This is a genomic window from Bradyrhizobium sp. ma5, assembly GCF_042258955.1.
GTDB lineage: Bacteria > Pseudomonadota > Alphaproteobacteria > Rhizobiales > Xanthobacteraceae > Bradyrhizobium.
In genome coordinates this window covers 7,931,527-7,956,713 of the sequence record NZ_CP170156.1, presented here as the reverse complement: position 1 = coordinate 7,956,713, position 25,187 = coordinate 7,931,527, and the positions used below count along the sequence as shown (strand labels likewise).

The following is a 25,187-nucleotide window of genomic DNA, read 5'->3' as shown; positions in this document are numbered from 1 at the left end:
TAGCCAACCCGCACTCGGCTTGACAAGGTTGGAGCAACGCGCGAAGCCCAAGGCCTCCCAAGCGAAGGACGTTAGGCGCAACGCCATCATGAGCACGGTGATCCCCTTCGAGAGCGCGAAGCCTGCCGCGGCGCCGAAGCCGGAGCGTGTCGGCGTGCTCCTCGTCAATCTCGGCACGCCGGATACGGCTGATGCGGCCGGCGTGCGGGTCTATCTGAGGGAATTCCTGTCCGATCCGCGGGTGATCGAGAACCAGGGCCTGCTCTGGAAGCTGATCCTCAACGGCATCATCCTGCGCGTCCGCCCGGCCCGCAAGGCGCGCGACTATCTGAAGATCTGGAACACCGAGAAGAACGAGTCGCCGCTGAAGACCATCACGCGTTCGCAGGCCGACAAGCTGGCCGAGGCGATCGCCGATCACGATCACGTCGTGGTCGACTGGGCGATGCGCTACGGCAATCCCTCGATCAAGGAGCGCATCGAGGCGCTGGCCACGCAGGGCTGCGGCCGGCTGCTGGTGGTGCCGCTCTATCCGCAATATTCCGCGGCGACGTCGGCGACCGTCTGCGACGAGGCGTTTCGCGTGCTGGCCGGCATGCGCGTGCAACCGATCCTGCGGGTGACGCCGCCCTATTACGACGACCCAGAGTACATCGAGGCGCTCGCGGTCTCGATCAATGACCATCTCGCGACGCTGCCGTTCCAGCCCGAGATCATCCTTGCCTCGTTCCACGGCATGCCGAAGGCATATGTCGACAAGGGCGATCCCTATCAGGCGCAGTGCATCGCCACGACCAATGCGCTGCGCAAGCGGCTCGGGCTCGATGCCGGCAGGCTGATCCTCACCTTCCAGTCGCGCTTCGGCAATGCCGAGTGGCTGCAGCCCTATACCGACAAGACGGTCGAGAAGCTGGCCAGGGACGGCGTGCGGCGAATTGCCGTGGTCACGCCCGGCTTCTCCGCGGATTGCCTGGAGACGCTGGAGGAGATCGCGCAGGAGAATGCCGAGATCTTCCGCCACAATGGCGGCGAGCAATTCTCCGCGATCCCCTGCCTCAACGACAGCGACGGCGGCATGGACGTAATCCGCCAGCTCGTGCTGCGCGAGCTTCAGGGCTGGATCTAGCAGGGCTTGATCCAAACTGGCTGGATCTGATTGTTAACGATCCGTGACACCGGACACCGCGGTTCGTTCAGCCTTGCTGCATCTCGTGTTCAGCTTGCGTGCATCTGGCAGTCCGACAACCGCTTCCTATGTGCTAGAGAGAACAACAGCCGGCTGAACCGGCGGAGCGGTCCTGCCGACCAATGCACGACCGTGCCTGGCGACGGTCTCGCGGGTCTCGCGGTGCCTTGGAGGACTTCATGACTGGCTTCGACATTTTCGCGATCGCGCTTGTTCTTCTCGTCATCGTCACGCTGTTCGCCGGAATCAAGACCGTCCCGCAGGGCTATGACTGGACCATCGAGCGGTTCGGCAAATACACCCGCACGCTGTCGCCGGGCCTCAATCTGATCGTGCCGTATTTCGATCGGATCGGGCGCAAGATGAACATGATGGAGCAGGTGATCAACATCCCCGAGCAGGAGGTGATCACCAAGGACAACGCCACCGTGACGGTGGACGGCGTCGCGTTCTTCCAGGTGTTCGATGCCGCGAAGGCGAGCTACGAGGTCGCCAATCTCAACCAGGCGATCATCGTGCTGACCATGACCAACATCCGCTCGGTGATGGGCTCGATGGATCTCGACCAGGTGCTGTCGCATCGCGACGAGATCAACGAGCGGCTGCTGCGCGTGGTCGACGCCGCGGTGTCGCCCTGGGGCCTCAAGGTCAACCGCATCGAGATCAAGGACATCGTGCCGCCGGCCGATCTCGTCGAGGCGATGGGCCGGCAGATGAAGGCCGAGCGCGTCAAACGCGCCGACATCCTGCAGGCGGAAGGCCAGCGGCAATCCGAGATCCTGCGCGCCGAGGGCGCCAAGCAGGGCCAGATCCTGCAGGCGGAAGGCCGCAAGGAGGCTGCATTCCGCGACGCCGAGGCGCGCGAGCGCTCCGCCGAAGCCGAGGCGAGAGCCACCCAGATGGTCAGCGATGCCATTGCCAAGGGCGACGTCGCCGCGCTGAACTATTTCATCGCCGACAAGTACATCAAGGCGTTCGGGCAATTGGCTGATTCGCCGAACCAGAAAGTGCTGATGCTGCCGATCGAGGCGACCAGCATCCTCGGCTCACTCGCCGGCATTGGCGAGATCGCCAAGGCCACCTTCGGCGAGAGTGCCGCATCCGCCGCGGCCGCCGCGCGGCGCGGCTCGGTACCGTCGGCAGGTCCGACGCCGCCACCGCCGGTGCCGCCGCAGCGGTAAGGGCGTGACGGCGTCACGCCTGCAATGTGAGAGGTCACGTCATGGCCGAGATGTTTTCGACATTGGGTACCTGGAACTGGCTGATCTTCGGCTTCATCCTGATGGCGCTGGAGCTCGCAGCGCCCGGCGTCTTCCTGTTCTGGCTCGGGCTCGCGGCGCTGCTGGTCGGGCTGCTGTCGTTCATCTTCACGCCGTCCTGGCAGACGCAGCTGCTGATGTTCGCGGTGTTCGCAGCGCTCGCGGTGCCGGCGTGGCGGCATTTTGCCAAAGGCGCGACCGAGGCGAGCAAGACGAACCCGTTCCTCAACCGCCGCAACGAAGCCCTGGTCGGCCGCGAATTCACCTTGGAGAAGCCGATCATCGATGGCGCAGGCACCGTGCGGATCGACGACACGGTCTGGCGCGTCGCTGGCCCCGATGCGCCGGCCGGCAGCCGGGTGAAGGTGGTCCGCGCCGACGGTGCGAGCCTGACGGTAGCGGCGATCTAGCTGCGGTCCTGCTTGCTCCAGCGCTCCGCGAATCGCTGGAGCGGCGTGAAGGTCGCAAATAGCTCTCTTCCGAGCGCGGTGAGGCCGTAACCATCCTCCGTCAGCTCGACGAACCCCGCCTCGCGCAGCTCGGTCAACCGCGTCTGCAGGATCGTCGGCGACGCCTCGTCGCAGGCGGTGCGCAGCGCGCGCGAGGTCAGTGCGCCGTCCCGCAGCTCCCAGACGATGCGCAAGGTCCAGCGCCGCCCCAACAGATCGAGCAGCGCCATGATCGGGCGGCCGGTCCGTGAGCCGCGGACGCCGGGTTTCGTGGCTGGAACCTGCTTCACCATGTCGCGAATCCCTCTTGAATCTCGCTTGCGCAAATCTTTCTTGCGTCGCGCGCTACAGATATTGTAGCGTAACGCTACAATAAATGTAGCAACGAGATCAGCCCATGTCACGCATCGCACCGCTCGATCCGCCCTATGCAGCGGATGTTCAACAGCATTTCGACCGCATCATGCGCGGCAAGCCGCCGCTGGTGCTGTTCCGCATGATGGCGGGGCACCCGCGCGCCTGGGAGAAGTTTCGCGGTGGCAGCCTGCTCGACCGCGGGCCGTTGCCGTTGCGGGAGCGCGAGATTGTGATCGACCGCACCTGCGCGCTCAATGCCTGCGAATATGAATGGGGCGTGCATGTCACCGCGTTCGGCGCCGCGGCCGGGCTGTCGGAGCAGCAGATCCACGCCACCGTGCGCGGTGCGGCCGATGCCGACTGCTGGTCGCCGGCCGAACAGGCGCTGATCGCCGCGGTCGATGCGCTGCATGCGCGCGCGACGCTGGACGACGCGGAATTCGCCGCGCTGTCGGCGCATTATGATGACGATCAGGTGCTGGAGATCATCCTGCTGTGCGGCTTCTACCGCACGGTCTCCTACCTCGCCAACGCGCTGGCGCTGCCGCTGGAGGCGACCGCGGCAAGATTTCCGAGGTAACCGCCGTCATTGCGAGGAGCGAAGCGACGAAGCAATCCATGCCTCCGCAAACGGAGAGATGGATTGCTTTGCTTCGCTCGCAATGACGGAGAGAAGCGTGGCCCTACGCCACGCCGGCGCGCAGCAGATCGTGCAGATGGATGATGCCGACCGGCTTCTTCGCATCCGTCACGATCAGCGTCGTGATCTTCGAGGCGTTGAGCAGCTCCAGCGCCTCGCCGGCCAGCGTGTCGCGGCTGATCGTCTTCGGGGTCTTGGTCATGACCTCGTCGACCAATAGCGTCAAAAGGTCGGGGCGCGTCAGCTGCCGGCGCAGATCGCCGTCGGTGACGATGCCGGCGAGATGGCCGTGGCGGTCGACGATGCCGACGCAGCCAAAGCCCTTCGAGGTCATCTCGACCAGCGCGTCCGACATCCTGGTGCCGAGCGGCTTCAGCGGCAGCGCGTCGCCGCTATGCATCAGGTCGCGGGCATATTTCAGCAGCGCGCCGAGCTTGCCGCCCGGATGCAGCACGCTGAAATCGGTCGAGGTGAAGCCGCGGCCTTCGAGCAGCGCGATCGCCAGCGCATCGCCGAGCGCCAGCATCATCAGCGAGGAGGTGGTCGGCGCCAGATTGTGCGGGCAGGCCTCGCGGGCCTTCGGCAGCGTCAGCTGCACGTCGGCGGCCTTGCTCAGCGTCGAGTCCTTGTCGGCAGTCATCGCGATCAGCGGAATGCTGAAGCGCGCGGCATAGGCGATCAGATTGCGCATCTCCGGCTGCTCGCCGGACCATGACAGCGCCAGGATCGCGTCGTCGGCGGTGATCATGCCGAGATCGCCGTGGCTGGCTTCGGCGGTGTGCACGAAGAACGCCGGCGTGCCTGTGGAGGCGAAGGTCGCGGCGATCTTGCGGCCGATATGGCCCGACTTGCCGAGCCCGGTGACGATCAGCCGCCCCTTGGCCTTGCGGATCAGCTCGGCCGCCGCCGTGAACGCCGCGCCGAGGTCGGACTTGAGTGCCGCAGAGAGCGCAGCGACGCCGCTTGCTTCGGCATCGAGGGTGCGGAGCGCCGACTGAATGGCGCCGTCATCGGGGCCGGATGATTTGGTCATCAGCGGTTTCGGTTTGGCCATTTCGTATTCCAGGGGAGGGGTTTTGCACCCGGGCGTCTCCCTTAGCACGTTCGATTCCGCGATGCGACGCGCGGCGGCGGATCCTCAACGGCTCATTAACCATAATTGTTTTAACTCCATTAACGACGTTTTTCGCCGCCCGGCGGGATGCGTACGTCAAGTACATGGATTCGTTGGAGTATTTCCATCGTGTGGCGGCGGCCAGCAAGCGGCCCAAATCGGCGTGGACACTTCGTTCGCGTGGTTTTGCCATGCCTTTTGCTGACTTTTTCGCTGACCGCGATGACCGGGCTCGCCATCGCCCAGACCGTGACGCCGGATCTGTTCAGCCCGAACCGGCAGAGCCAGGTGATCACTCAGGATTCGCCGCTGCGCCGGACCACGGCCGATGCCACGGATCCGCTCAACGGCTTGCGGCTGCCCGACGCCGATCCCGGCCGGCGTGCCTCGTCGTCGTCGACATCAACCACGGACCGTGTCGGACAGGTCCCGACCTACGGACTCCCTGCCGCGAATGGCGCCGCGACATCAGGCTATGACTCGCTCAATCGGAAGCGCCTGAAGCCGAAGTATTATCCGGGCCAGGCCAAGCCGAAGCCGCCGCCGGGACCCGGCTCGCCGGTGCCCACACCGCCGCCGCTCACCGCAGCCGGGCAGCTGCGGCTGTCGATCCCGCCGTCGGAGACCGCCAGCAAGCCGCCACTGCCGCCGGCGATGGCCGGCACCATCGTCGGCCAGCCGGCGCGCAGGCGGCTCAAGCTCGACGACGATCCGTTCGGCGCGGTCGGCGATTACGCCGGCTCGTTCATGGTCAAGACCGCGGTCGAGGTGATGGCGGGCTACGACACCAATCCGGGCCGATTGAATTCGCCGCAAGGCAAGGCGTTCTACATGGTCGCGCCGGAATTCGTCGCGATGTCGGACTGGGAGCGCCACGCCGTCGTCGCCGATCTGCGCGGCTCCTTCACCGGCTACGGCTCCCAGCTCACGCCGATCGACGGCACGCCGCTGTCGGCGCCGCTCGATGTCGACCGTCCGAACTTCACCGGGCATATCGACGGCCGCCTCGATGTGTCGAGGGACACGCATCTGACGGGACAGGCCCGCATGCTGGTCTCGACCGACAATCCTGGCAGCCCGAACGTGCAGGCCGGCCTCGCCAAATATCCGATCTACACCACGGTCGGCGGCACCTTCGGCATCGACCAGAATTTCAACCGCATGCAGGTCTCGCTTGGCGGCACCGTCGACCGCACCGATTACCAATGGTCGAAGCTGACCGACGGCACCTCGTCGTCGAACGACGACCGCAACTTCACCCAATATGGCGGTGTCGGCCGCGTCAGCTATGAGCTCAATCCGGCCGTGAAGCCGTTCGTGGAAGTGGAGGGCGACAGCCGCTTCCATGATCTCTATCTCGACCGCGCCGGTTACGCGCGCAATTCGTCGGGCGGTTACGCCAAGGTCGGCACGTCGTTCGAATTCACGCGGATTCTGTTCGGCGAAATCTCGATCGGCTATGCTAGGCGCGACTATGTCGACCCGCGGCTTAGCCCGCTTGAGGGCCTGCTGACCACCGCCTCGCTGACCTGGAATGCGACGCCGCTGACCACGGCCAAATTCTACTCCGACACCCAGCTCGGCGAGACCACGCTGCCCGGCACCTCCGGCGTGCTGTCGCGCACTTACACCGTCGAGGTCGACCACGACTTCCGCCGCTGGCTGACCGCGATCGGCAAGTTCACCTACGGCACGCTCGACTACCAGGGCGACAACCGCAACGACACCATCTACTCGGTGTCCGCCGACCTGATCTACAAGATGACCCGCAGCCTCTGGATCAAGGGCACGGTGCGCCGCGACTGGCTGGATTCGAATTTGGCGGGACAGAGCTCGTCGTCGACGGTGGTGATGCTGGGCGTGCGGGTGCAAAATTAGCTGAAACGGCCTCGCTGTTTCACACAATGGCCGGACGACGAGAATGACGCCTTCAATCCATCGCGAGGAACGACGACTATGCGCAAACTTTCCCTGGCTGCCGCAGCACTGGTCATCGCCGCCGGCGCCGCTCATGCCGATTCGATCGACGGCGCCTGGATTACCGCGCGCGGCGATACTGCCGTGATCTCCGGCGGCACGATCACGCTAAAGACCGGCAAGTATGCCGGCAAGACCATCGGTTCGATGAAACCCGCAGGTGACGGAAAATATGCCGGCACGATCACGGATCCACAGGACGACAAGACCTATTCAGGCACGGCCAAGCTTGCCGGCTCCTCGCTGGAACTGACCGGATGTGCGATGGCCGTGTTCTGCCGGACGCAGACCTGGAAGAAGAAGTAGGACGAGCCTTCCCATTGCCGTAATGGGTCCGTGAGCCGCCGGTGCCGCGGCTCGTCCGCCTCCAGCCTTGACGCCTCTGGAATACTGGATCGCCCGCTCTCGCGGGCGATGACAGCTGAATTGCTGAGATGCAGTTCGACGTGTCTGCCGAGCGACTACCCCGGCAGGTCGGTCTTCCCCATCAGGAAGCTGTCGATCGAGCGTGCGCACTGGCGGCCTTCGCGGATTGCCCAGACCACGAGCGACTGGCCGCGGCGCATGTCGCCGGCGGAGAAGATCTTCGCGCGCGAGGTCTGGTAGTCCTGCAGGGAGGCGCGGACGTTGCCGCGCTGGTCGAGCTCGACGCCGAGCGTCTTGAGCAGGCCCTCGTGCACCGGATGGACGAAGCCCATCGCCAGCAGCACGAGCTCGGCGTCGAGCGTGAACTCGGTGCCGGGCAGCGGCTTGAACTTGTCGTCGACCTTGACGCAATGAAGTTTTGTCACCTTGCCGTCGACGCCTTCGAACTTCGTGGTCAGCACCGCGTATTCGCGCACCGCGCCTTCGGCCTGGCTCGACGAGGTCCGCATCTTCAGCGGCCAGTTCGGCCAGGTCACGCCCTTGTTCTCGTGCTCGGGCGGCGCCGCCATGATCTCGAGCTGGGTCACCGACTTCGCGCCTTGCCGGAACGAGGTGCCGATGCAGTCCGAACCGGTATCGCCGCCGCCGATCACGACGACATGCTTGCCGCCGGCGAGGATATCGGCTGTGCCGTTCAGCGGCTCGCCGGAAACGCGGCGGTTCTGCTGCGGCAGGAAGTCCATCGCGAAGTGGATGCCGGCGAGGTCGCGGCCGGGGATCGGCAGGTCGCGCGGGGCTTCCGCGCCGCCGGTCAGCGCCACCGCGTCATAATGCTTGGCGAGCTCCTGCGGATCGATCGCACCGGGCGTCGAGCCGCCCACGGCCTTGCCGTAGTGGAAGGTGACGCCCTCGGCCTCCATCTGCGCCACGCGGCGGTCGATGACGTCCTTCTCCATCTTGAAGTCGGGAATGCCGTAGCGCAGCAGGCCGCCGGCCTTGGCGAACTTCTCGTAGACATGCACCTCGTGGCCGGCGCGCGCGAGCTGCTGCGCGGCGGCCATGCCGGCGGGGCCGGAGCCGATCACGGCGACCTTCTTGCCGGTCTTCTGCGCGGCGATCTCCGGCTTCAGCCAGCCATTGTCCCAGGCGCGGTCGACGATCGCGCATTCGATGGTCTTGATGGTGACCGGGTTGTCGTCGATGTTGAGCGTACAGGACGCCTCGCACGGCGCCGGGCAGATCCGACCGGTGAACTCGGGGAAATTGTTGGTCGAGTGCAGGTTGCGCGAGGCTTCTTCCCAGTTGCCCTGATAGACGAGGTCGTTGAAATCGGGGATCTGGTTGTTGACCGGGCAGCCCGGCGTACCCGGCGCGGTCGAGCCGGTGCCGTGGCAATAGGGGATGCCGCAATTCATGCAGCGCGCGGCCTGGTCGCGCGTGTCCTTCTCGCTCAGCGGAATCACGAACTCGTTGAAGTTCTTGAGCCGATCGGCGACCGGCTCGTACTTGCGGTCATGCCGCTCGATATCGAGAAAACCTGTGATCTTACCCATTGAAACCCGATGCCCCTGCATCTCAGTTGTCCGTCATTCCGGGCTGCGCCGCGAGACGCAGACCCGGAGGTCTCGAAGTGGTCTGGCGAGATTCCGGGCTCGCGCCAATGGCGCGCTCCGGAATGACGCCTGGTGATATTACGCGCCGATCGCGATCTTCGGCTCGGCGTCGGCGTTGGCCTTCATTTCCCTCAGCGCGCGGCGGTACTCCACCGGCATCACCTTGCGGAATTTCGGCAGCCAGCTCTTCCAGTCGGCGAGGATCTCGGCCGCCTTCTTCGAGCCGGTCAGCTTGGCGTGACGCGTGATCAGGACATGCAGCCGCTCCACGTCGGAGTCGAGCAGGTTCTGGAACACGTCGACCCGGCCGTGCGCCTCGAGATCGCCGGAGTGGTGGTAGGTGTCGGCGTTGATCATCTCCTCCGACAGCACCGGCTCCAGCTCGACCATCGAAAGGTTGCAAAGCTTGCTGAAGTCGCCGCTCTCGTCCAGCACATAGGCAATGCCGCCCGACATGCCGGCCGCGAAGTTGCGCCCGGTCTTGCCGAGCACCACCACGATGCCGCCGGTCATGTATTCGCAGCAATGATCGCCGGCGCCTTCGACGACCGCGACCGCGCCGGAGTTGCGCACCGCGAAGCGCTCGCCGGCGATGCCGCGGAAGTAGCACTCGCCCGCGATCGCGCCGTACATCACGGTGTTGCCGACGATGATCGATTCCTCCGGCACGATCCCGGAGTTCTTCGGCGGCTTGACGATGATGCAGCCGCCCGAAAGGCCCTTGCCGACATAGTCGTTGCCTTCACCCTCGAGCTCGAAGGTGACGCCCTTGGCGAGCCAGGCGCCGAACGCCTGTCCCGCCGTGCCCTTCAGGCCGACATGGATGGTGTCGAGCGGCAGGCCGGCATGGCCGTAGATCTTGGCCACCGCGCCCGACAGCATCGCGCCGGCGGAACGGTCGGTGTTGTTGATCTCTTCCTCGATCTTGACCGGCGCACCGCGATCGAGCGCGGCTTGCGCCTTCTCGATCAGCCGGCGGTCGAGCACGGCATCCAGGTGGTGGTTCTGCCGCTCCGAGTGATAGATCGTCTGGCCCTTCTCCTCCTTCTGCCGCACGAACAGCTTGGAGAAATCGAGGCCCTTGGCCTTCCAGTGCGAGACCAGCGCGGTCTGGTCCAGCATCTGGACCTGGCCGACCATCTCGTCGAACGACTTGTAGCCGAGCTGCGCCATGATCTCGCGCACTTCCTCGGCGACGAAGAAGAAGTAGTTGATGACGTGCTCGGGCTGGCCGGTGAAGCGCTTGCGCAGCACCGGATCCTGGGTCGCAACGCCGACCGGGCAGGTGTTGAGGTGGCACTTGCGCATCATGATGCAGCCCGCCGCGATCAGTGGCGCGGTGGCAAAGCCGAACTCGTCGGCCCCGAGCAGCGCGCCGATCACGACGTCACGGCCGGTGCGGAAGCCGCCGTCGACCTGGACCGCGATGCGGCTGCGCAGCCGCTGACGCACCAGCGTCTGATGGGTTTCGGCGAGGCCGATCTCCCACGGCGAGCCGGCATGCTTGATCGAGGTCAGGGGCGAGGCACCGGTGCCGCCCTCGAAGCCCGCGATGGTGACATGGTCGGCGCGTGCCTTGGCGACGCCGGCGGCAACCGTGCCGACGCCGACCTCGGACACCAGCTTGACCGAGACCTGGCCGTCCGGATTGACGTTCTTGAGGTCGTAGATCAGCTGGGCGAGGTCTTCGATCGAGTAGATGTCGTGATGCGGCGGCGGCGAGATCAGGCCGACGCCCGGCGTCGAATGCCGGACGCGCGCGATCGTCGCGTCGACCTTGTGGCCAGGCAACTGGCCGCCTTCGCCGGGCTTGGCACCCTGCGCCATCTTGATCTGCATCATGTCGGAGTTGACGAGATATTCCGTCGTCACGCCGAACCGGCCCGAGGCGACCTGCTTGATCGCCGAGCGCATCGAGTCGCCGTTGGGCAATGGCTTGAAGCGGTCGGATTCCTCGCCGCCCTCGCCGGTGTTCGACTTGCCGCCGATTCGGTTCATCGCGATCGCGAGCGTGGTGTGCGCCTCGCGCGAGATCGAGCCGAACGACATCGCACCGGTCGAGAAGCGCTTGACGATGTCCTTGGCCGGCTCGACGTCCTCGAGCTTGACCGGCTTGCGCTTGTCGTCCTCGGCGCTCTTGATCCGGAACAGGCCGCGCAGCGTCAGCAGACGCTCGGACTGCTCGTTGAGGATCTTGGCGAACGCCCGGTAGCGCTCCAGCGAGTTGCCGCGCACGGCATGCTGCAAGGTCGAGACCGACTCCGCGGTCCAGGCATGGTCCTCGCCGCGGGTGCGGTAGGCATATTCGCCGCCGACATCGAGCGCGCTCTTGTAGATCTGGCCGTCACCGAACGCGTCGGTGTGGCGCCGCACCGTTTCCTCGGCGATCTCGCCGAGGCCGACGCCCTCGATCCTGGTGTGGGTGCCGGCGAAATACTTGGCGACGAAATCCGCCTTGAGCCCGACCGCGTCGAAGATCTGCGCGCCGCAATAGGACTGGTAGGTCGAGATGCCCATCTTGGACATCACCTTGAGCAGGCCCTTGCCGATCGACTTGATGTAGCGCTTGACGATCTCGTAGTCGTCGAGCGCGCCGGGCAGCCGGTCCTTCATCGCGAGGATCGTTTCGAACGCGAGATAGGGGTTGATCGCTTCGGCGCCGTAGCCGGCGAGACAGGCGAAGTGATGCACTTCCCGCGGCTCACCGGATTCCACGACGAGGCCCACTGAAGTACGCAGGCCGGTGCGGATCAGATGATGATGCACGGCGGCGCAGGCCAAAAGCGATGGGATCGGAATCCGGTCGGTGCCGGTCATGCGGTCCGACAGGATGATGATGTTGATGCCCTCGCGCACGGCGCCCTCGGCGCGCGCGCAGAGCTCGTCGAGCACCTGCTCCATGCCCGCCGCGCCGAAGCCGGCGTGGAAGGTGGTGTCGAGCGTGCGCGACTTGAAGTGGGTCTCGGGAACGTCGGAGATCGAGCGGATCTTCTCGAGGTCGGCATCGGTCAGGATCGGCTGCCGCACTTCGAGGCGTTGGGTCGAGGCGACGCCCTGCAGGTCGAACAGGTTCGGCCGCGGCCCGATGATCGAGACGAGGCTCATCACGATCTCTTCGCGGATCGGGTCGATCGGCGGGTTGGTGACCTGCGCGAAGTTCTGCTTGAAGTAGGTGAACAGCTGCTTCGGCTTGTCCGACAGCGCCGAGATCGGCGTGTCGTTGCCCATCGAGCCGGCTGCTTCCTCACCGGTGGCCGCCATCGGCGTCATCAGGATCGTGATGTCTTCCTGGCTGTAGCCGAACGCCTGCTGGCGATCGAGCAGCGGCAAGTTGGAGCGCACGCCCTTGGCCGATGCATCCGGCAGCTCCTCGAGCTGGATCTGGGTGCGGTGCAGCCAGTCATTGTAGGGATGGCTCTTGGCGAGGTCGGCCTTGATCTCGTCGTCGGGAATCAAGCGGCCCTGCTCGAGGTCGACGAGCAGCATCTTGCCGGGCTGCAGCCGCCACTTGGTGACGATCTGGTCCTCCGGAATCTTCAGCACGCCCATTTCGGACGCCATCACGATGCGGTCGTCCTTGGTGACGAGATAGCGCGCCGGGCGCAGGCCGTTGCGGTCGAGCGTCGCGCCGATCTTGCGGCCGTCGGTGAAGGCGATCGCGGCCGGGCCGTCCCACGGCTCCATCAGCGCGGCATGATATTCGTAGAAGGCGCGGCGCTGCTCATCCATCAGGGGATTGCCGGCCCACGCTTCCGGAATCATCATCATCACGGCGTGCGGCAGCGAGTAGCCGCCCTGCACCAGGAATTCGAGCGCGTTGTCGAAGCAGGCGGTGTCGCTCTGGCCTTCATAGGAGATCGGCCACAGACGGCTGATGTCCTTGCCGTAGAGCTCCGAATGCACGGAGGCCTGCCGCGCCGCCATCCAGTTGACGTTGCCGCGCAGCGTGTTGATTTCGCCGTTATGGGCGATCATCCGGTAGGGATGCGCCAGCGACCAGGTCGGGAAGGTGTTGGTCGAGAAGCGTTGATGCACCAGCGCCAGCGCGCTGTCGAAATCCGCTTCATGCAGGTCGGGATAGTACTTGCCGAGCTGGTCGGCGAGGAACATGCCCTTGTAGATCACGGTGCGGCACGACAGCGAGCACGGATAATAGCCCGCCATGCCGCGGTCGCGGCGCTGATAGATCGCCTGCGAGATCGACTTGCGCAGGATGTAGAGCCGGCGCTCGAAATCGTCCTCGGTCTTGACCGCATTGTTGCGGCCGATGAAGACCTGCATGTGATAGGGCTCGGTCGGCTTCACCGTGACGCCGAGCGAGGAGTTGTCACTGGGCACGTCGCGCCAGCCGAGCAGCTTGAAGCCCTCGTTCTTGATCTCGTCGGCGATGATGCTCTTGATCACGTTCCGCCACGCGGCATCGCGCGGCATGAACAGCGCGCCGATGGCGTATTCGCCGGGCTTCGGCAGCTTGAAACCGAGCTCCGCGGTCTTGCGCGCGAAGAAGGCGTGCGGGATCTGCACCAGGATGCCGGCGCCGTCACCGGCGCGCGGGTCGGCGCCGACGGCGCCGCGATGCTCGAGGTTGCACAGGATGCTCAGCGCGTCGGAGACGATCTGATGCGACTTCTGGCCCTTGATGTTGGCGATGAAGCCGACGCCGCAGGAGTCCTTCTCCAGGCTCAGGTCGTACAGGCCTTCGGCCTGCGGACGCCAGGTGTGAAGCTCGGGAGTGTGCGGTCCATAGGACGCATCATGCGCGGCATCGGCGGCTTTCGAGTCCGCGGTCGCCGACAGCATGCCTGTCACGATGGTTTCGCGCTCGAATTCCGACCCGCTCATGTGTCCTCTCCCTTTCGTAAGGGGCCTCACCGTATTTGGCGCACCTTGGACGTTGCGGCACCCACCGGGCCACCGCTCGTCCGCCGCGAGCCGCATTTTCCTAAATTCAGGCGACGGGCGTTTCAACGTCCCCTGAGGGACGGCCCTGCCTGCAGCATTCTCGGTGCCCGGGGCGCCGAGTTTTCGTTGCAATCCCTATGCCGGAATGGCTTCGAAATTGAGACAGCTTTGCTGTCCTAACCTCGACCTTGCCAAATTTTTGTCTATCACACAAGCGCGAGGAAGTCCTCGCCCGCATGCTTGGATCGGACAGCTCGGCGGGCGCTTGGGCGCCGCTGATTCGAAGCAAACACGCCGTGATCTGGCCCAAGGAGGGACCAAGGACCGCCGGAATTCAAACCGAAATTTCGCCCGGCAAGCCGGCAAGAGAGCGGGAAGCTCCTCAAGGCGGGCCAGACAGGAGTTACGGCGATGAAGTTGTTCACAGGTTCGGTCGCAGCTGCCGCCCTCGCGCTCAGCGCAGCCTCGGCCCAGGCGCAGCTGGTGACATCAGCCCGGATCGGCAGCCCGGCTCTGGTCAGGGTATCCGACATGGAGGGGCCCTACGCCGCCATGCCCGAGGTTCCGCCGCCGCCGCGCTTCGGCCGTGTCCCGAGCCTGTTGCCGCCGGTCGAGGTCTATACCGTGCTGCGCGAGAACGGCTATCTGCCGCTCGGTGCGCCCCAGCAGCGCGGCTTCGTCTACACCATCTCGGTGATCGACCAGGGCGGCGACGACGGCCGGCTGGTGATCGACGCCCGCGACGGGCACATCGTCCGCTTCACCCCGGCCTACCGGCTCGGCGACAATTTCGAGGAGGAGATGAGCGCGACCTACGGCCCGGTCGGCCCGATGCCCCGGGCGATCCAGGCCCGGGTGCCGCGGCCGCCACTCCCGATCCCGCATGTCGCCAGCCGCGTGCCGGTGCCGAAGCGGAGCCCGCTTGCGGCCAAGGCCCAGGTTCCCGCCACTCCGGCTCCCGCATCTGCGGCCCAGGCGGCCGTCCCGCCGACCGCAGCGCCACAGCCTGCACCGGCCCAGGCAGCCGCACCCGCGCCAACCGAGCAGGCTGCGGCGGCGCCCAAGCCGGCGGAGACCCAGGCGGCGGCGCCGCAGGCCGTTAGGCAAGCCGAGGTCCCGACCGTCGGTCAGGCCGCTTCGCCGCCGCCGGCGCCCGCGATCCTGCCGACCCAGCAAATGCCGAAGGTGCAGGGGCTGGAGTAATTGGCTCCATCCGGGCTACGAAGCCGCCAACAAAAAACGCCCCGGTTTCCCGGGGCGTTTTCGCGTTCAGCCAATATCTGCCGACGCGGGATCTGTCGCTTAGGCCGCGACCTTGCTGGCCGAGCCGTCAACCACCTGCGGGGCCTTGTCGCCGCTGCCGATCGGAATGCTGCGGGGCTTCTTGGCCTCGGGAATCTCGCGAACGAGATCGACGTGGAGCAGGCCGTTCTCGAGCGAAGCGTTCTTCACCTGCACGAAGTCGGCAAGCTGGAAAACGCGCTCGAAGGCGCGGGAGGCGATGCCGCGATAGAGCACTTCGGCCGTGTTGCCAGAGTTCTCGTTGGCGGTTTTCTCGCCCTTGATCGTCAGCGTGTTCTCCTTCGCGACGATCGAAAGCTCGGCCTGCGAGAAGCCGGAGACCGCAACGCTGATCCGGTAAGCATTCTCGCCGGTGCGCTCGATGTTGTAGGGGGGATAGCCGGGGCTGCCGTCCGAAGTCACCTGATCGAGCAGGCTGAAGAGGCGGTCGAAGCCGACGGTGGAACGATAGAACGGAGTCAGGTCGTAGCTACGCATAAGGTAGTCCTCCAATGAGCGACTGTTTCAGTTGCCCGCCCGCCATCGGGCCGGGCTTAGATGTGTGCAGCCTCATGTTCCGGTTCCGAAACACTGGTAGCGGCCTGCACCGAGGTGATATGGGAGGGGTCACGTCGCGTTCAAGAGGCGGAAACCGCGCAGCTTTTTTCGGCGCCCGCGTGCTTGATCTCCATCCTGTTCCACCACTTCGGTCTCCTGCATGACGCTCGTCTCGATCCCCGCCAACCCGGTTCCGGACGACGTTGTCAGTGGCACCATCAAGACACCTGACGGAGCCGAGCTGCGTTTCGCGCGCTGGGCGCCACCGCCCGGCCGCAAGGGCACGGTCTGCGTGTTCGGCGGACGCGGCGAGATGATCGAGAAATATTTCGAGACGGTGCGCGACCTGCGCGACCGCGGCTTTGCGGTGGCGATGATCGACTGGCGCGGGCAGGGCCACTCGTCGCGGCGGCTGCGCGATCCGCGCAAGGGCTATGTGCGCGACTTCGCCGACTATGAGGTCGATGTCGAGGCTTTCGTGCAGCAGGTGGTGCTGCCGGATTGCCCACCGCCCTATTTCGCGTTGGCGCATTCGATGGGCGGCGCTGTCCTGCTGCGGATCGCGCATGCCGGCAAGCGCTGGTTTGACCGCATGGTGCTGTCGGCGCCGATGATCGACCTGCCGCGCCGCCGCGTCTCGTTCTTTCCGAGCGCGCTGCTCAGGATCATGCGGCTGACCGGGCAGGGCGGCAACTACGTTCCGGGCGGTAACGATGAGCTGGTCGGCCTTGCGCCCTTCATCGGCAATCCCGTCACCAGCGACCCGGTGCGCCACGCCCGCAATGCGGCGATCCTGGAAGAAGACCCGACGCTCGGCATCGCGGCGCCGACGGTCGCCTGGGCCGACACCGCGTTCACCGCGATGCGCACCTTCCGCGGCATGTCGTATCCGACCGAAATCCGCCAGCCGATCCTGATGCTGGCGGCGAGCAATGATGAGGTGGTGTCGACGGCGGCGATCGAGGAATTCGCCTACCATTTGCGCGCCGGCTCGCATCTGGTGATCGCCGGCTCCAAGCACGAGATCCTGCAGGAGCAGGATCGCTACCGCGGGCAATTCTGGGCGGCGTTCGACGCCTTCGTGCCGGGCACGCCGCTGTTCAAGTGAACCATCTATGGTGTGGAGCTCGCGGCTCAGCCGTTGAGCAGCGCGACGATCCGGTCGGGAAAGCGCTTTTCCACGAACAAGGTCCTGACCTCGGCGACGCTGAGATAGCGGTCCTGGCCTTCGCCCCTGCCCATGATGTCGAGCAGCACCGGCCACTCGCCAAGCATCAGCAGCGGATAGTAGCAGTGCAGGATCGCGTAGGACGGAGGATGCTCGTCCTTGGCGCGCTGGAAGTTCGCCGCCATGAAATTCTTGATCTCGGAGGCCGACAGCCCGCGTTCGACGCTGCCGTCGGGGGCCTTGTGGTCCGTGCCGAAGGTCGCGAGCCGCGCGATCTCGTCCTCATGCACGACGGCATGCTGATCGAGGATGCGCGAGCCGGCGCCGTGCTTGTCGAGCGGGCCGTTGCGCAATTCGTCGAGGATGGCGCCCTGCAACAGGCTGCGCACCTGGCTGAAGGGGCCGACGCCGTTGGCCATCTGCGCGACCATGAAGATCTTGGCGCCGGCGCTGAGCGCCGGAAGGCCGGTCTTGCCGGTGGCGCGGTCGATGGTTTCGGTCAGCTTCGGCAGCGGCACGATATGGCCGCCGACATAGTCGCCAGCAACCAGCGCACGCAGGAACGGGCACGGATTGTCAGGGGAAACCTGCGGGGCGGGTGCCGCGCTTGCAGCCGTATCGGACATCAAACCACATCCTGAAAAGCTTCAGCTTAAAAAGCATCCGTTACCGGTGGATGAATTCGCTCAGGAATCAGCGGCGAATTTCGAGTTGGATGCAACCAGAGCGAGTTTGCCGAAGGGGAGGCCGGCTTTCAAGAGGCCATCGCGATAGAGCGCGATATCGGCCGGGTTCTTCCAGTGGAAATTGCGCAGGTGACGCTCGACCGTGAGGTCGGGATGGTTGGCGAGCAGCGCTTCGGCCGCCTGCGCGGCTTCGTCGGCGCGGCCGAGCTGGGCGAGTGCCGCGGCGCGCACCGCAAGACCCTGCAGGTGGTTCGGGTTGAGATAGAGCGTTTCGCGCGACCATGACAGCGATGCGTCGTATTGTCCGAGCAGGTAATGGCTGAACGCGTTCAATGCGCCCCATTGGTAGCGCGGGTCGCTGTTGCCGCGCTGGACCGCGGTCGAGAACAGATCGACCGCCTTGCGATGATCGCCGATCACCATGTGGCAGATGCCGAGCACGCCGCGGGCGCCCATGTCGTAGGGGTTGAGCTCGATCGCCCGCTTGATGGCGTCCATCGCGGCTTCATAGTGGCCCTGCATCGCATGCAGATAGGCCAGCAGCGAAAATGCGAACGAGGAGCGCGGGTCGAGCCGGACGCTGCTCTCGGCCAGGCTGACTGACGAGGCCCACAATTCGCGCGTGCTCGGAATCCAGCCGAACTGCACGCTCTGGATCTGGATCAGCGCGAGATAGGCGCGCGCGATCGACAGCGCGGGGTCGAGCTCGATCGCCTCCTTGAACAGCGCGATCGCGGTTTCGCAATCGTCCTTGGTCTGGTGATAGTAGTGCGACAGACCCTTCAGGAAGCGGTCCCACGCGGTCAGCTCGGCGTTCGGCGAGCGCGCCGGCGCCGAGGCCTCGGCACGGTAGATCTCCTGGGCCACCGCGGCAGAGAGGTTCGCGGTGATCTCGTCCTGCATTGCGAACAGGTCGCCCATGTCGCGGTCGTAGCGGCCGGTCCACAGCTGCTCGCCCTTCTCGGGCGCGATCAGCTCGGCGGAGACGCGGATCTTGTTGCCGGCGCGGCGCACCGAGCCCTGGATCAGATAGGTCGCGTCGATCTCGCGCGCGATCAGGCGGGTCGAGACGTTCTTGCCCTTGTAGGCGAAGGTCGAGTTGCGGCTCAGCACGCGGTAGAAGGATTGCAGCGACAGCGCGTGGATAAGATCCTCGGTCAGGCCGTCGGAAAAATACTCGTCGGCGCCGCCGCTCAGATTGTCGAACGGCAGCACGCCGACGATCGCGGTCCGGTACTGCCCCGGCAGATGCGGGCCGTCGTCGGGAACCTGCTCCTGCTTGTCGGAGCCGGCCGGCGCCCAGGTCCAGACATGGACCGGTTCGGTGATGTTCTTGAAGCGGTGCGGGCCGGCATCGACCAGGCTGACGGCAAGCCGCCGCCCTGACTCGGTGCGGGCCTTGTCCGACACTGCGATGCCGCCCGGCACGGCGACGGTCTCGAGGCGGACGGCGATGTTGACGTCGTCGCCGAACACCTCGTCCTCGTCGGCCATGACGTCGCCCATGTGGACGCCCATCCGGAAGTGCATGGCGCGTTCGGCCGGCAGATGTTCGTTGCGCTCGGCCATCAGGGTCTGCATCGCGACGGCAGCCTCGATAGCGCCGATGATGCTCGGAAATTCCAGCAGGAAGCCGTCGCCGGTGTTTTTGACGATTCGGCCGCCATGGTTGAGGATGATCGGGTAGATCGCGCTGCGATGCGCCTTGAACGAGGCATGCGTCCCCGCCTCGTCGACACCCATCATGCGGGAATAGCCGGCGATATCAGCGCAAAGAATGGCAGCGAGCCTTCTTTCCATGTCTCCTGTGCCCTGGAATTGGCCACTTAGCCGAGGTGACCGAATCCGATACTTACAAGACAGGCCGGGTCCGGCGGAAGCGCGGTTTACGGGCACCTATAATGCATAGTAGCAGGAATTGGCATGCGACCAACGGATCGTACAGTCCGTTTCTCTACTGAATTCGTGTGTCGCTGCGATGGCGCAGGTTGGCTGACCGTCCTTTCGGGGTCGTTACTTACATAGGTTAATGTAGCCGAGATGCTGGGAATTCACGAGCTTTGGCTGTTCGTCCTGTCCGGGTTGCTGCTCAACGTCACGCCGGGGCCGGATACCGCTTATATCATAGGGCGCACGATTCAGCACGGGTGGCGTGGCGGAGCCGCTGCGGCGATCGGTATCAGCTGCGGCTGCCTGGTCCACGTGCTGGGCGCGGCGATCGGGCTGTCGGCGCTGCTGATGGCGTCGTCGACGGCGTTCCTGGCCGTCAAGCTGATCGGCGCGGCCTATCTGGTGCTGACCGGCCTGCAGATGCTGCTGTCGCGCGCCAAGCCGATCGCTGACATCGCCGGACAGGGCGGCGAGACCTCGATCTCGCGTGTGTTCTGGCAGGGGGCGCTGACCAACATCCTCAACCCCAAGGTGGCGCTGTTCTTCCTTGCATTCCTGCCGCAATTCGTGGCGGCGGACTCAGCCCACAAGACGCTCGCCTTCCTGGTGCTCGGGCTGATCTTCATCGCCGGCGGCACGCTGTGGTGCCTTGGCCTCGCCGCCTTTGCGGCGCGGGCTGCCGGCCGCATCCGGCAATCGACCGGCGTGATCGCCTGGATCAACCGCTCGCTCGGCGCGCTCTTCATCTATCTCGGCGTCCGCGTCGCGATGCTGGAGGCGCGCTAGCGTCGCTAGAGCGTTTTCGAGCGAAGTGGCTACCGGTTCGCGTGAAGAAAACGCGTCAAACAAGAATCTCTAGCCGTGGATCTTGAGCAGTGCGCTGCCGGCCAGATAGATGCCGAGCAGGATCATCGAGATCAGAAACCAGCGGCGGAAGACGTCCGGCTGCATCCGCGTGCGGACCGCCTGGCCGATGAACATGCCGATGAACGATGCCACCATCGCCACTGCGCCGGGAAGCGCGGTGGCCGCGGTCAGTAGTCCCGAGGCCGTGAGGTTGAAGGCGAGCGCGATGGTCGCGGTGGTGAAGAAGACGCCGAGCGCCTGCACCAGTTCGTCCCGCTCCATGCCGATCGCCTGCATGAACGGCATCGAGGGAATGACCTGGACGCCGGTTGCCGCCGAGATCAGCCCGGTGATGACGCCGACGATGCCGCCGATCCATTTCTCGTCGCGCCGCCTGACCTTGAAGCTGAACCTGCTCAGGCCGACGATCGCGTAGATCACCAGCAGCGCGCCGAGCACCACGGTGCCGTAGGCTGCGTACGGCCCGGTCAACAGCCCGGCATTGATCCAGATTCCGACCACGGTGCCGAGCATCAGCGGCCACAGCCGCTTGAGGATGTCGCGCAGATAGGGGCCGACGAAGGTCTGCCAGATATTGGTGACGATCGCCGGCACGATCACGATCGCAATCGCCTGGCCCGGCGCCATCGTGGTTGCCAGCAGTCCCATCGCGACCGTCGGCAGACCGAGGCCGAGTGTCCCCTTGACGAAGCCGGCGAGCAGGAAGGCGAAAGCGATGAAGATCAGGAGATGGTCGACCATGGCTGCACATTGACCGATCGCGCCGATCGGCACAATCTGGAGGTTACGGAGTTAGCCTTCGGATCACCCGAAGGGCGGGGCGGGAAACGTCATGCGGTTCGACCTGATCGACTTGCAATTGTTCATCGCGGTTTCGGATGCGCGCAGCATCACGCAGGGCGCGGCGCGCGCGAACCTTGCGCTAGCCTCGGCCAGCGAGCGGATCAAGGGCCTTGAGGAGGCGCTCGGCGTGGCGCTGCTCAAGCGCGGCCGTCGCGGCGTCGAACTGACGGCGGCGGGTGAGAGCCTGCTCGGTCACGCGCGGATCGTGATGCATAATGTCGAGGCCTTGCAGAGCGATCTCGCCGCCTATGCCAGCGGCGTCCGCGCCAACGTGCTGCTGCTCGCCAACACCTCGGGCCTGTCGGAGCATCTGCCGCGGGCGCTGGCGGCGTTCCTGCACGAACATCCCGATATCAGCGTCGATGTCGAGGAGCGCGAGAGCACCGATATCGCGACCGCCATCGCCAGCGGTGCCGCCGATCTCGGCTTCGCCGCCGAACACGCGCTGCCCGACAGCGTCGAGCGTTTCCTGTTCAGCGAAGACCGCCTGATGCTGGTGGCATCGCGCCGCAGCGATCTCGGCGGCCGCCGCCAGATCGACTTCCAGGAGGTGGTCGGCCGCGATTTCGTCGGCCTCACGGCAACGTCAGCGCTGCAGGTCCATATTTCGCGGCACGCGGCAAAACTTGGTGCGCGGCTGCGCTTCCGCGCCCGCCTGCGCGGCTTCGACGCCATCTGCCAGATGGTCGCCGCCGATGTCGGCATTGCGGTGATCCCGGAAACCGCGGCGCGGCGCTGCGCGGCGGCGATGCCGATCACAACGATAAGAATCCGCGACGCCTGGGCCAACCGCCGGCTGACGATCTGCGCGCGCAGCTTCAAGGCATTGCCGCGCGCGGCCAAGCAACTGGTGGAATATCTGCGGGCCGAAGCGCAACGCTGACGAAGCCGAGGAGAGTGCGATGCTCAAGGTCTGGGGACGGCGCAGTTCGTTCAACGTGCAGAAGGTGATGTGGCTGATCGGCGAGCTCGATCTGGCGCACGAGCACATCGATGCCGGCGGCGCGTTCGGCGGGCTCGATGCGCCCGCGTTCCTCGCGATGAACCCGCACGGCCGCGTGCCCGTCGTCCAGGACGACGGCACTACGATCTGGGAATCCCACGCCATCCTGCGCTACCTCGCCGCGCGCCACGGCAACGGTCGCTTCTGGTCCGACGATCCCGTCATCCGGGCGCGGGTCGATGGCTGGATGGATTGGTCGCAAACCGCGCTGCAGCCGGATTTTCTCGGCGGCGTGTTCTGGGGATTTTTCCGCACGCCCGAGCACCAGCGCGACCGGCCGGCGATTCACAAGGCGATCGCCCGTTGCGAGCAGCATTTTGCGAAACTCGAACAGCTCCTCGAAGCCAGGCCGTTCCTGCTCGGCGAGACGCTGTCGCTCGCGGACATCACCACGGGAACTTCGCTCTATCGCTATTTCGGGCTTGAGATCGCGCGCCCGCCGCTGCCGGCGGTCGAGCGTTGGTATCAGCGACTGCAGCAGCGTCCGCCGTTTCGCAGCCACGTCATGATTCCGTTCGAAGAGCTGCGCGGCCGGCTCGATTACTAGAGCGTTTTCGAGCGAAGCCTGTCCCGCACTTGATGCGGGATGGATACCGGTTCGCGTGAAGAAAACGCGTCAAACAAGAATCGAGAGCTTCGGTTCTGATTCAATCAGAACCGAAGCTCTCGCTCTTACCTCGCCGTCACCACGCCGGCATCCTGGATCACCTTCGCCCATCTCTTGATGTCGGCGGCGATGAAGTCGCGGAAATGCTCCGGCGTGTCGCCGGCCAGAGTCAGGCCTTGCTCGGCGAGTTTTGCCTTGACGGTCGGATCGGCCATCGCGTCGGTCGTGATCTTGTTCAGCCTGGTGACGATCGCCGGCGGCGTTCCGGCGGGCGCAACCATGCCGTACCAGTTCTCGATGATCAGGTCGGGCATGCCGGCTTCCGCCGTGGTCGGCACGTCGGGCGCGGTCGGGGCACGCTCGCGGCCGCCGAGCGCGATCGGTCGCAGCGTGCCCGCCTTGATCTGCGGCAGGATCACCGGCAGGTCGAGGAAGGTCATCTGCACCTGCTGCCCCAGGAGTTCGTTCACCGCCGGCGCCGCGCCGCGATAGGGCACATGCACGATGTCGATCTTCGCCGTCAGCTTGAACAATTCACAGGCCAGATGCGGCAGGCTGCCGGGGCCGGAGGAGGCGAAGTTGAGCTTGCCGGGCTGCGCCTTGGCGAGCGCGACCAGTTCGCTCATGTTCTTTGCCGGCACGTCGGTGGCGACAACCAGCATCTCCGGCACGGTCGCGACCAGCGTTACCGGCGCAAGATCCTTCAGCGTGTCGTAGGCGACCTTCTCCATGCTCGGGCTGATCGCAAGCGCGCCGGCGCTGGCGATCGCAACCGTATAGCCGTCCGGTGCGGCCTTCGCGACCGCATCGGTGCCGAGCACGCCGCCCTGGCCGGCACGGTTGTCGACGATGATCGGCTGCTTCACCAGTTCCGATATCTTCTGCCCGATCACCCGCGCGATGATGTCGTTCGGCCCGCCGGGCGGGAACGGCACAATCAGCCGGATCGGCTTGGTCGGGAACTGCTGGGCGCTGGCGGTGACGGGCGCGAGAAGCAGGAGAATGGCTGCCAGCAGCCTGCCGCAAATCGTCATGTGCGCCGATCCCTGACTTTTCTCGTTGACGCCAGGATGGGCGCAGATCAATCGCCCGGCAACTCGAAAAATCAGGCGGAGCAAGGATCAGGCGTTGAGCAGCTTCATCGCGGCTTCGTGCACGCGCGGATCGCCGGCTGCGATGATGCGGCCGCCGCCTTGCGCCGGCTTGCCGTCCCAGGTGGTGACGACACCGCCGGCGCCGGTGACGATCGGGATCAGCCCGGCAATGTCGTAGGGCTTCAGCTCGGTCTCGACCACGAGGTCGAGATGGCCGGCCGCGAGCATGCAATAGGAGTAGCAGTCGCCGCCGTAGCGCGACAGGCGCGCCGCATGCTCGACGCGGCCGAAGCGGGTGCGGTCATCCGGATTCATCAGCAGCGGGCTCGTGGTGAAGACGGTCGCCTCCTTCAGCGAGGCGCAGCGCCGCACCGAGAGCCGCCGCTCGCCCGACGGGCCGGAGTAGTTCGCCGAGCCGTTGTCGCCGGAGAAGCGCTCGCCGATATAGGGCTGGTGCATCATGCCGAATACCGGCGTACCTTTGTGCAGCAGCGCGATCAGCGTGCCCCAGATCGGAAAGCCGGCGATGAACGACTTCGTGCCGTCGATCGGGTCGAGCACCCAGACATAGTCGGCGTCCTCCCGCTCATTGCCGAACTCCTCGCCGACGATGCCGTGCTGGGGGAAGTTCGCTTTGATCAGCCGCCGCATCACCGCTTCCGCGGCCCGGTCGGCTTCGGTGACCGGATCGAAGTCGCTCGAGCTCTTGTTGTCGACCGAGAGCGAGGTGCGGAAGAAGGGCAGGATGGTTTCGCCGGATGCGGTCGCGAGGCGGCCGATGAAGGCGGTAAAGTCGATGACCGTCACGGCATGTCCCTGAAATGCGCAAACGACGCGATAGAAACCGGATGCGCTCTTGCCTAGCTCAATCGCAGACGGCGCGCACGATTAACGAAGCGTTATCCCAGCCTGATGACGCGGTTCCAGACTTTCGATTCGGCTTCGATTCGAAAGTCTCCCTGGCTTCGGGGCGGATCACGAAGTTGCGAGTTCTGGTATACAAGCTATGCGCTGAACGCTGTCTGATCTCGATTTCTCGCGTAAGGTATTGATATTCAAAATCTTAATTTGGATTGCTGGCCGTGTTGCAGTTTCGCCAGACTTACCAACATTACCCAAGAAATGTTTCGAAAGTTCTTGCGTTTTGTGCAGCGCGGTCGCATATTGTTGCGGTGCGGTAGCGCCTCGCGCTATCGCTGCCCTCCTTGGGCGTTTCCTCCCTAGACTTGGGCCGCTTGTTCATTCAAGCGGCCCTTTTTTCTTGGGCCGTCAATTCTGCGAGTGAACTGGGAATCCAATTCAGCGCTTTCGCATCGCCAGTTTGAAT

At 65.2% G+C, this 25,187-nt stretch carries 21 protein-coding genes; 11 read left to right on the top strand and 10 right to left on the bottom strand.

Going from position 1 to position 25,187, the window contains the following annotated elements; genetic code table 11:
• Nucleotides 1–88 precede the first annotated feature (88 nt).
• The 3 genes from hemH to ACE103_RS37490 all read left to right on the top strand — a co-directional run bounded on the left by hemH (nucleotide 89) and on the right by ACE103_RS37490 (nucleotide 2,855).
• A complete protein-coding gene (gene hemH, locus ACE103_RS37500) occupies nucleotides 89–1,126 on the top strand; it encodes a ferrochelatase (protein WP_375777100.1) in 1,038 nt (345 codons plus the stop codon).
• 239 nt (nucleotides 1,127–1,365) lie between these two features.
• Nucleotides 1,366–2,367 (top strand): SPFH domain-containing protein, encoded by a 1,002-nt coding sequence (locus tag ACE103_RS37495; protein ID WP_092123761.1) that lies wholly within the window; start codon nucleotides 1,366–1,368, stop codon nucleotides 2,365–2,367.
• A gap of 41 nt (nucleotides 2,368–2,408) precedes the next feature.
• On the top strand, nucleotides 2,409–2,855 hold the full coding sequence (locus tag ACE103_RS37490) for an NfeD family protein (RefSeq protein WP_375777099.1): 447 nt from the start codon (nucleotides 2,409–2,411) through the stop codon (nucleotides 2,853–2,855).
• Here the strand turns inward: ACE103_RS37490 and ACE103_RS37485 are convergent.
• Entirely contained in the window at nucleotides 2,852–3,187 is a 336-nt protein-coding gene (locus tag ACE103_RS37485) for a winged helix-turn-helix transcriptional regulator (protein ID WP_375777098.1), read from the bottom strand. The two genes, ACE103_RS37490 and ACE103_RS37485, sit on opposite strands and share 4 nt — an antisense overlap.
• Nucleotides 3,188–3,291: 104 nt before the next feature.
• Here ACE103_RS37485 and ACE103_RS37480 point away from each other — a divergent pair, with 104 nt between their 5' ends.
• Nucleotides 3,292–3,831, top strand: coding sequence for a carboxymuconolactone decarboxylase family protein (locus ACE103_RS37480; protein ID WP_375777097.1), 540 nt, complete (start codon nucleotides 3,292–3,294; stop codon nucleotides 3,829–3,831).
• Nucleotides 3,832–3,934: 103 nt separating this feature from the next.
• Here the strand turns inward: ACE103_RS37480 and ACE103_RS37475 are convergent, their stop codons facing one another.
• Entirely contained in the window at nucleotides 3,935–4,945 is a 1,011-nt protein-coding gene (locus ACE103_RS37475; protein ID WP_375777096.1) for an SIS domain-containing protein, read from the bottom strand.
• A 147-nt stretch (nucleotides 4,946–5,092) separates the two neighbouring features.
• Here ACE103_RS37475 and ACE103_RS37470 point away from each other — a divergent pair, with 147 nt between their 5' ends.
• Nucleotides 5,093–6,883, top strand: coding sequence for an outer membrane beta-barrel protein (locus tag ACE103_RS37470; protein ID WP_375777095.1), 1,791 nt, complete (start codon nucleotides 5,093–5,095; stop codon nucleotides 6,881–6,883).
• A gap of 78 nt (nucleotides 6,884–6,961) precedes the next feature.
• Nucleotides 6,962–7,288 (top strand): DUF2147 domain-containing protein, encoded by a 327-nt coding sequence (locus ACE103_RS37465; RefSeq protein ID WP_375777094.1) that lies wholly within the window; start codon nucleotides 6,962–6,964, stop codon nucleotides 7,286–7,288.
• Between the two features lie 155 nt (nucleotides 7,289–7,443).
• Here ACE103_RS37465 and ACE103_RS37460 read toward each other — a convergent pair whose 3' ends face one another.
• Nucleotides 7,444–8,901 (bottom strand): glutamate synthase subunit beta, encoded by a 1,458-nt coding sequence (locus tag ACE103_RS37460; protein ID WP_375777093.1) that lies wholly within the window; start codon nucleotides 8,899–8,901, stop codon nucleotides 7,444–7,446.
• Nucleotides 8,902–9,039: 138 nt separating this feature from the next.
• A complete protein-coding gene (gltB, locus tag ACE103_RS37455) occupies nucleotides 9,040–13,803 on the bottom strand; it encodes a glutamate synthase large subunit (protein WP_375777092.1) in 4,764 nt (1,587 codons plus the stop codon).
• A 471-nt stretch (nucleotides 13,804–14,274) separates the two neighbouring features.
• On the opposite strand from gltB, the gene ACE103_RS37450 reads away from it, so the two are divergent.
• Nucleotides 14,275–15,066 carry a hypothetical protein gene (locus ACE103_RS37450; RefSeq protein ID WP_375777091.1) on the top strand — a complete coding sequence of 264 codons (792 nt, stop codon included), beginning with the start codon at nucleotides 14,275–14,277 and terminating at the stop codon, nucleotides 15,064–15,066.
• A gap of 99 nt (nucleotides 15,067–15,165) precedes the next feature.
• On the opposite strand, the gene ACE103_RS37445 is transcribed toward ACE103_RS37450, so the two are convergent.
• A complete protein-coding gene (locus ACE103_RS37445; protein ID WP_223966884.1) occupies nucleotides 15,166–15,642 on the bottom strand; it encodes an Hsp20 family protein in 477 nt (158 codons plus the stop codon).
• A 220-nt stretch (nucleotides 15,643–15,862) separates the two neighbouring features.
• Here ACE103_RS37445 and ACE103_RS37440 point away from each other — a divergent pair, with 220 nt between their 5' ends.
• Nucleotides 15,863–16,810, top strand: coding sequence for an alpha/beta fold hydrolase (locus ACE103_RS37440; RefSeq protein ID WP_223966886.1), 948 nt, complete (start codon nucleotides 15,863–15,865; stop codon nucleotides 16,808–16,810).
• 26 nt (nucleotides 16,811–16,836) lie between these two features.
• Here the strand turns inward: ACE103_RS37440 and ACE103_RS37435 are convergent, their stop codons facing one another.
• Both ACE103_RS37435 and ACE103_RS37430 read right to left on the bottom strand, forming a co-directional pair.
• Nucleotides 16,837–17,496: a hypothetical protein gene (locus ACE103_RS37435; protein WP_375777090.1), complete on the bottom strand. Its 660-nt coding sequence runs from the start codon at nucleotides 17,494–17,496 to the stop codon at nucleotides 16,837–16,839.
• 60 nt (nucleotides 17,497–17,556) lie between these two features.
• Nucleotides 17,557–19,356 (bottom strand): adenylate/guanylate cyclase domain-containing protein, encoded by a 1,800-nt coding sequence (locus tag ACE103_RS37430; RefSeq protein WP_375777089.1) that lies wholly within the window; start codon nucleotides 19,354–19,356, stop codon nucleotides 17,557–17,559.
• 240 nt (nucleotides 19,357–19,596) lie between these two features.
• On the opposite strand from ACE103_RS37430, the gene ACE103_RS37425 reads away from it, so the two are divergent.
• Nucleotides 19,597–20,232 carry a LysE family translocator gene (locus ACE103_RS37425; protein ID WP_375777088.1) on the top strand — a complete coding sequence of 212 codons (636 nt, stop codon included), beginning with the start codon at nucleotides 19,597–19,599 and terminating at the stop codon, nucleotides 20,230–20,232.
• A gap of 69 nt (nucleotides 20,233–20,301) precedes the next feature.
• Here ACE103_RS37425 and ACE103_RS37420 read toward each other — a convergent pair whose 3' ends face one another.
• On the bottom strand, nucleotides 20,302–21,054 hold the full coding sequence (locus ACE103_RS37420) for a sulfite exporter TauE/SafE family protein (protein ID WP_223966894.1): 753 nt from the start codon (nucleotides 21,052–21,054) through the stop codon (nucleotides 20,302–20,304).
• Nucleotides 21,055–21,145: 91 nt separating this feature from the next.
• On the opposite strand from ACE103_RS37420, the gene ACE103_RS37415 reads away from it, so the two are divergent.
• Complete coding sequence (locus tag ACE103_RS37415; RefSeq protein ID WP_176529113.1) at nucleotides 21,146–22,039, top strand: LysR family transcriptional regulator; 894 nt, start codon at nucleotides 21,146–21,148, stop codon at nucleotides 22,037–22,039.
• A 19-nt stretch (nucleotides 22,040–22,058) separates the two neighbouring features.
• Nucleotides 22,059–22,706 (top strand): glutathione S-transferase family protein, encoded by a 648-nt coding sequence (locus ACE103_RS37410; RefSeq protein ID WP_375777087.1) that lies wholly within the window; start codon nucleotides 22,059–22,061, stop codon nucleotides 22,704–22,706.
• 125 nt (nucleotides 22,707–22,831) lie between these two features.
• On the opposite strand, the gene ACE103_RS37405 is transcribed toward ACE103_RS37410, so the two are convergent.
• Nucleotides 22,832–23,800, bottom strand: coding sequence for a Bug family tripartite tricarboxylate transporter substrate binding protein (locus ACE103_RS37405; protein ID WP_375777086.1), 969 nt, complete (start codon nucleotides 23,798–23,800; stop codon nucleotides 22,832–22,834).
• 87 nt (nucleotides 23,801–23,887) lie between these two features.
• Nucleotides 23,888–24,667 (bottom strand): histidinol-phosphatase, encoded by a 780-nt coding sequence (gene hisN / locus ACE103_RS37400; protein WP_375777085.1) that lies wholly within the window; start codon nucleotides 24,665–24,667, stop codon nucleotides 23,888–23,890.
• Nucleotides 24,668–25,187 lie beyond the last annotated feature (520 nt).

Excerpts from the sequence above, each read along its gene's own strand:
- hemH (WP_375777100.1), top strand. The coding sequence starts at position 89 with ATGAGCACGGTGATCCCCTTCGAGAGCGCGAAGCCTGCCGCGGCGCCG.
- ACE103_RS37495 (WP_092123761.1), top strand. The coding sequence starts at position 1,366 with ATGACTGGCTTCGACATTTTCGCGATCGCGCTTGTTCTTCTCGTCATC.
- ACE103_RS37490 (WP_375777099.1), top strand. The coding sequence starts at position 2,409 with ATGGCCGAGATGTTTTCGACATTGGGTACCTGGAACTGGCTGATCTTC.
- ACE103_RS37485 (WP_375777098.1), bottom strand. The coding sequence starts at position 3,187 with ATGGTGAAGCAGGTTCCAGCCACGAAACCCGGCGTCCGCGGCTCACGG.
- ACE103_RS37480 (WP_375777097.1), top strand. The coding sequence starts at position 3,292 with ATGTCACGCATCGCACCGCTCGATCCGCCCTATGCAGCGGATGTTCAA.
- ACE103_RS37475 (WP_375777096.1), bottom strand. The coding sequence starts at position 4,945 with ATGGCCAAACCGAAACCGCTGATGACCAAATCATCCGGCCCCGATGAC.
- ACE103_RS37470 (WP_375777095.1), top strand. The coding sequence starts at position 5,093 with ATGCGTACGTCAAGTACATGGATTCGTTGGAGTATTTCCATCGTGTGG.
- ACE103_RS37465 (WP_375777094.1), top strand. The coding sequence starts at position 6,962 with ATGCGCAAACTTTCCCTGGCTGCCGCAGCACTGGTCATCGCCGCCGGC.
- ACE103_RS37460 (WP_375777093.1), bottom strand. The coding sequence starts at position 8,901 with ATGGGTAAGATCACAGGTTTTCTCGATATCGAGCGGCATGACCGCAAG.
- gltB (WP_375777092.1), bottom strand. The coding sequence starts at position 13,803 with ATGAGCGGGTCGGAATTCGAGCGCGAAACCATCGTGACAGGCATGCTG.
- ACE103_RS37450 (WP_375777091.1), top strand. The coding sequence starts at position 14,275 with ATGAAGTTGTTCACAGGTTCGGTCGCAGCTGCCGCCCTCGCGCTCAGC.
- ACE103_RS37445 (WP_223966884.1), bottom strand. The coding sequence starts at position 15,642 with ATGCGTAGCTACGACCTGACTCCGTTCTATCGTTCCACCGTCGGCTTC.
- ACE103_RS37440 (WP_223966886.1), top strand. The coding sequence starts at position 15,863 with ATGACGCTCGTCTCGATCCCCGCCAACCCGGTTCCGGACGACGTTGTC.
- ACE103_RS37435 (WP_375777090.1), bottom strand. The coding sequence starts at position 17,496 with ATGTCCGATACGGCTGCAAGCGCGGCACCCGCCCCGCAGGTTTCCCCT.
- ACE103_RS37430 (WP_375777089.1), bottom strand. The coding sequence starts at position 19,356 with ATGGAAAGAAGGCTCGCTGCCATTCTTTGCGCTGATATCGCCGGCTAT.
- ACE103_RS37425 (WP_375777088.1), top strand. The coding sequence starts at position 19,597 with ATGCTGGGAATTCACGAGCTTTGGCTGTTCGTCCTGTCCGGGTTGCTG.
- ACE103_RS37420 (WP_223966894.1), bottom strand. The coding sequence starts at position 21,054 with ATGGTCGACCATCTCCTGATCTTCATCGCTTTCGCCTTCCTGCTCGCC.
- ACE103_RS37415 (WP_176529113.1), top strand. The coding sequence starts at position 21,146 with ATGCGGTTCGACCTGATCGACTTGCAATTGTTCATCGCGGTTTCGGAT.
- ACE103_RS37410 (WP_375777087.1), top strand. The coding sequence starts at position 22,059 with ATGCTCAAGGTCTGGGGACGGCGCAGTTCGTTCAACGTGCAGAAGGTG.
- ACE103_RS37405 (WP_375777086.1), bottom strand. The coding sequence starts at position 23,800 with ATGACGATTTGCGGCAGGCTGCTGGCAGCCATTCTCCTGCTTCTCGCG.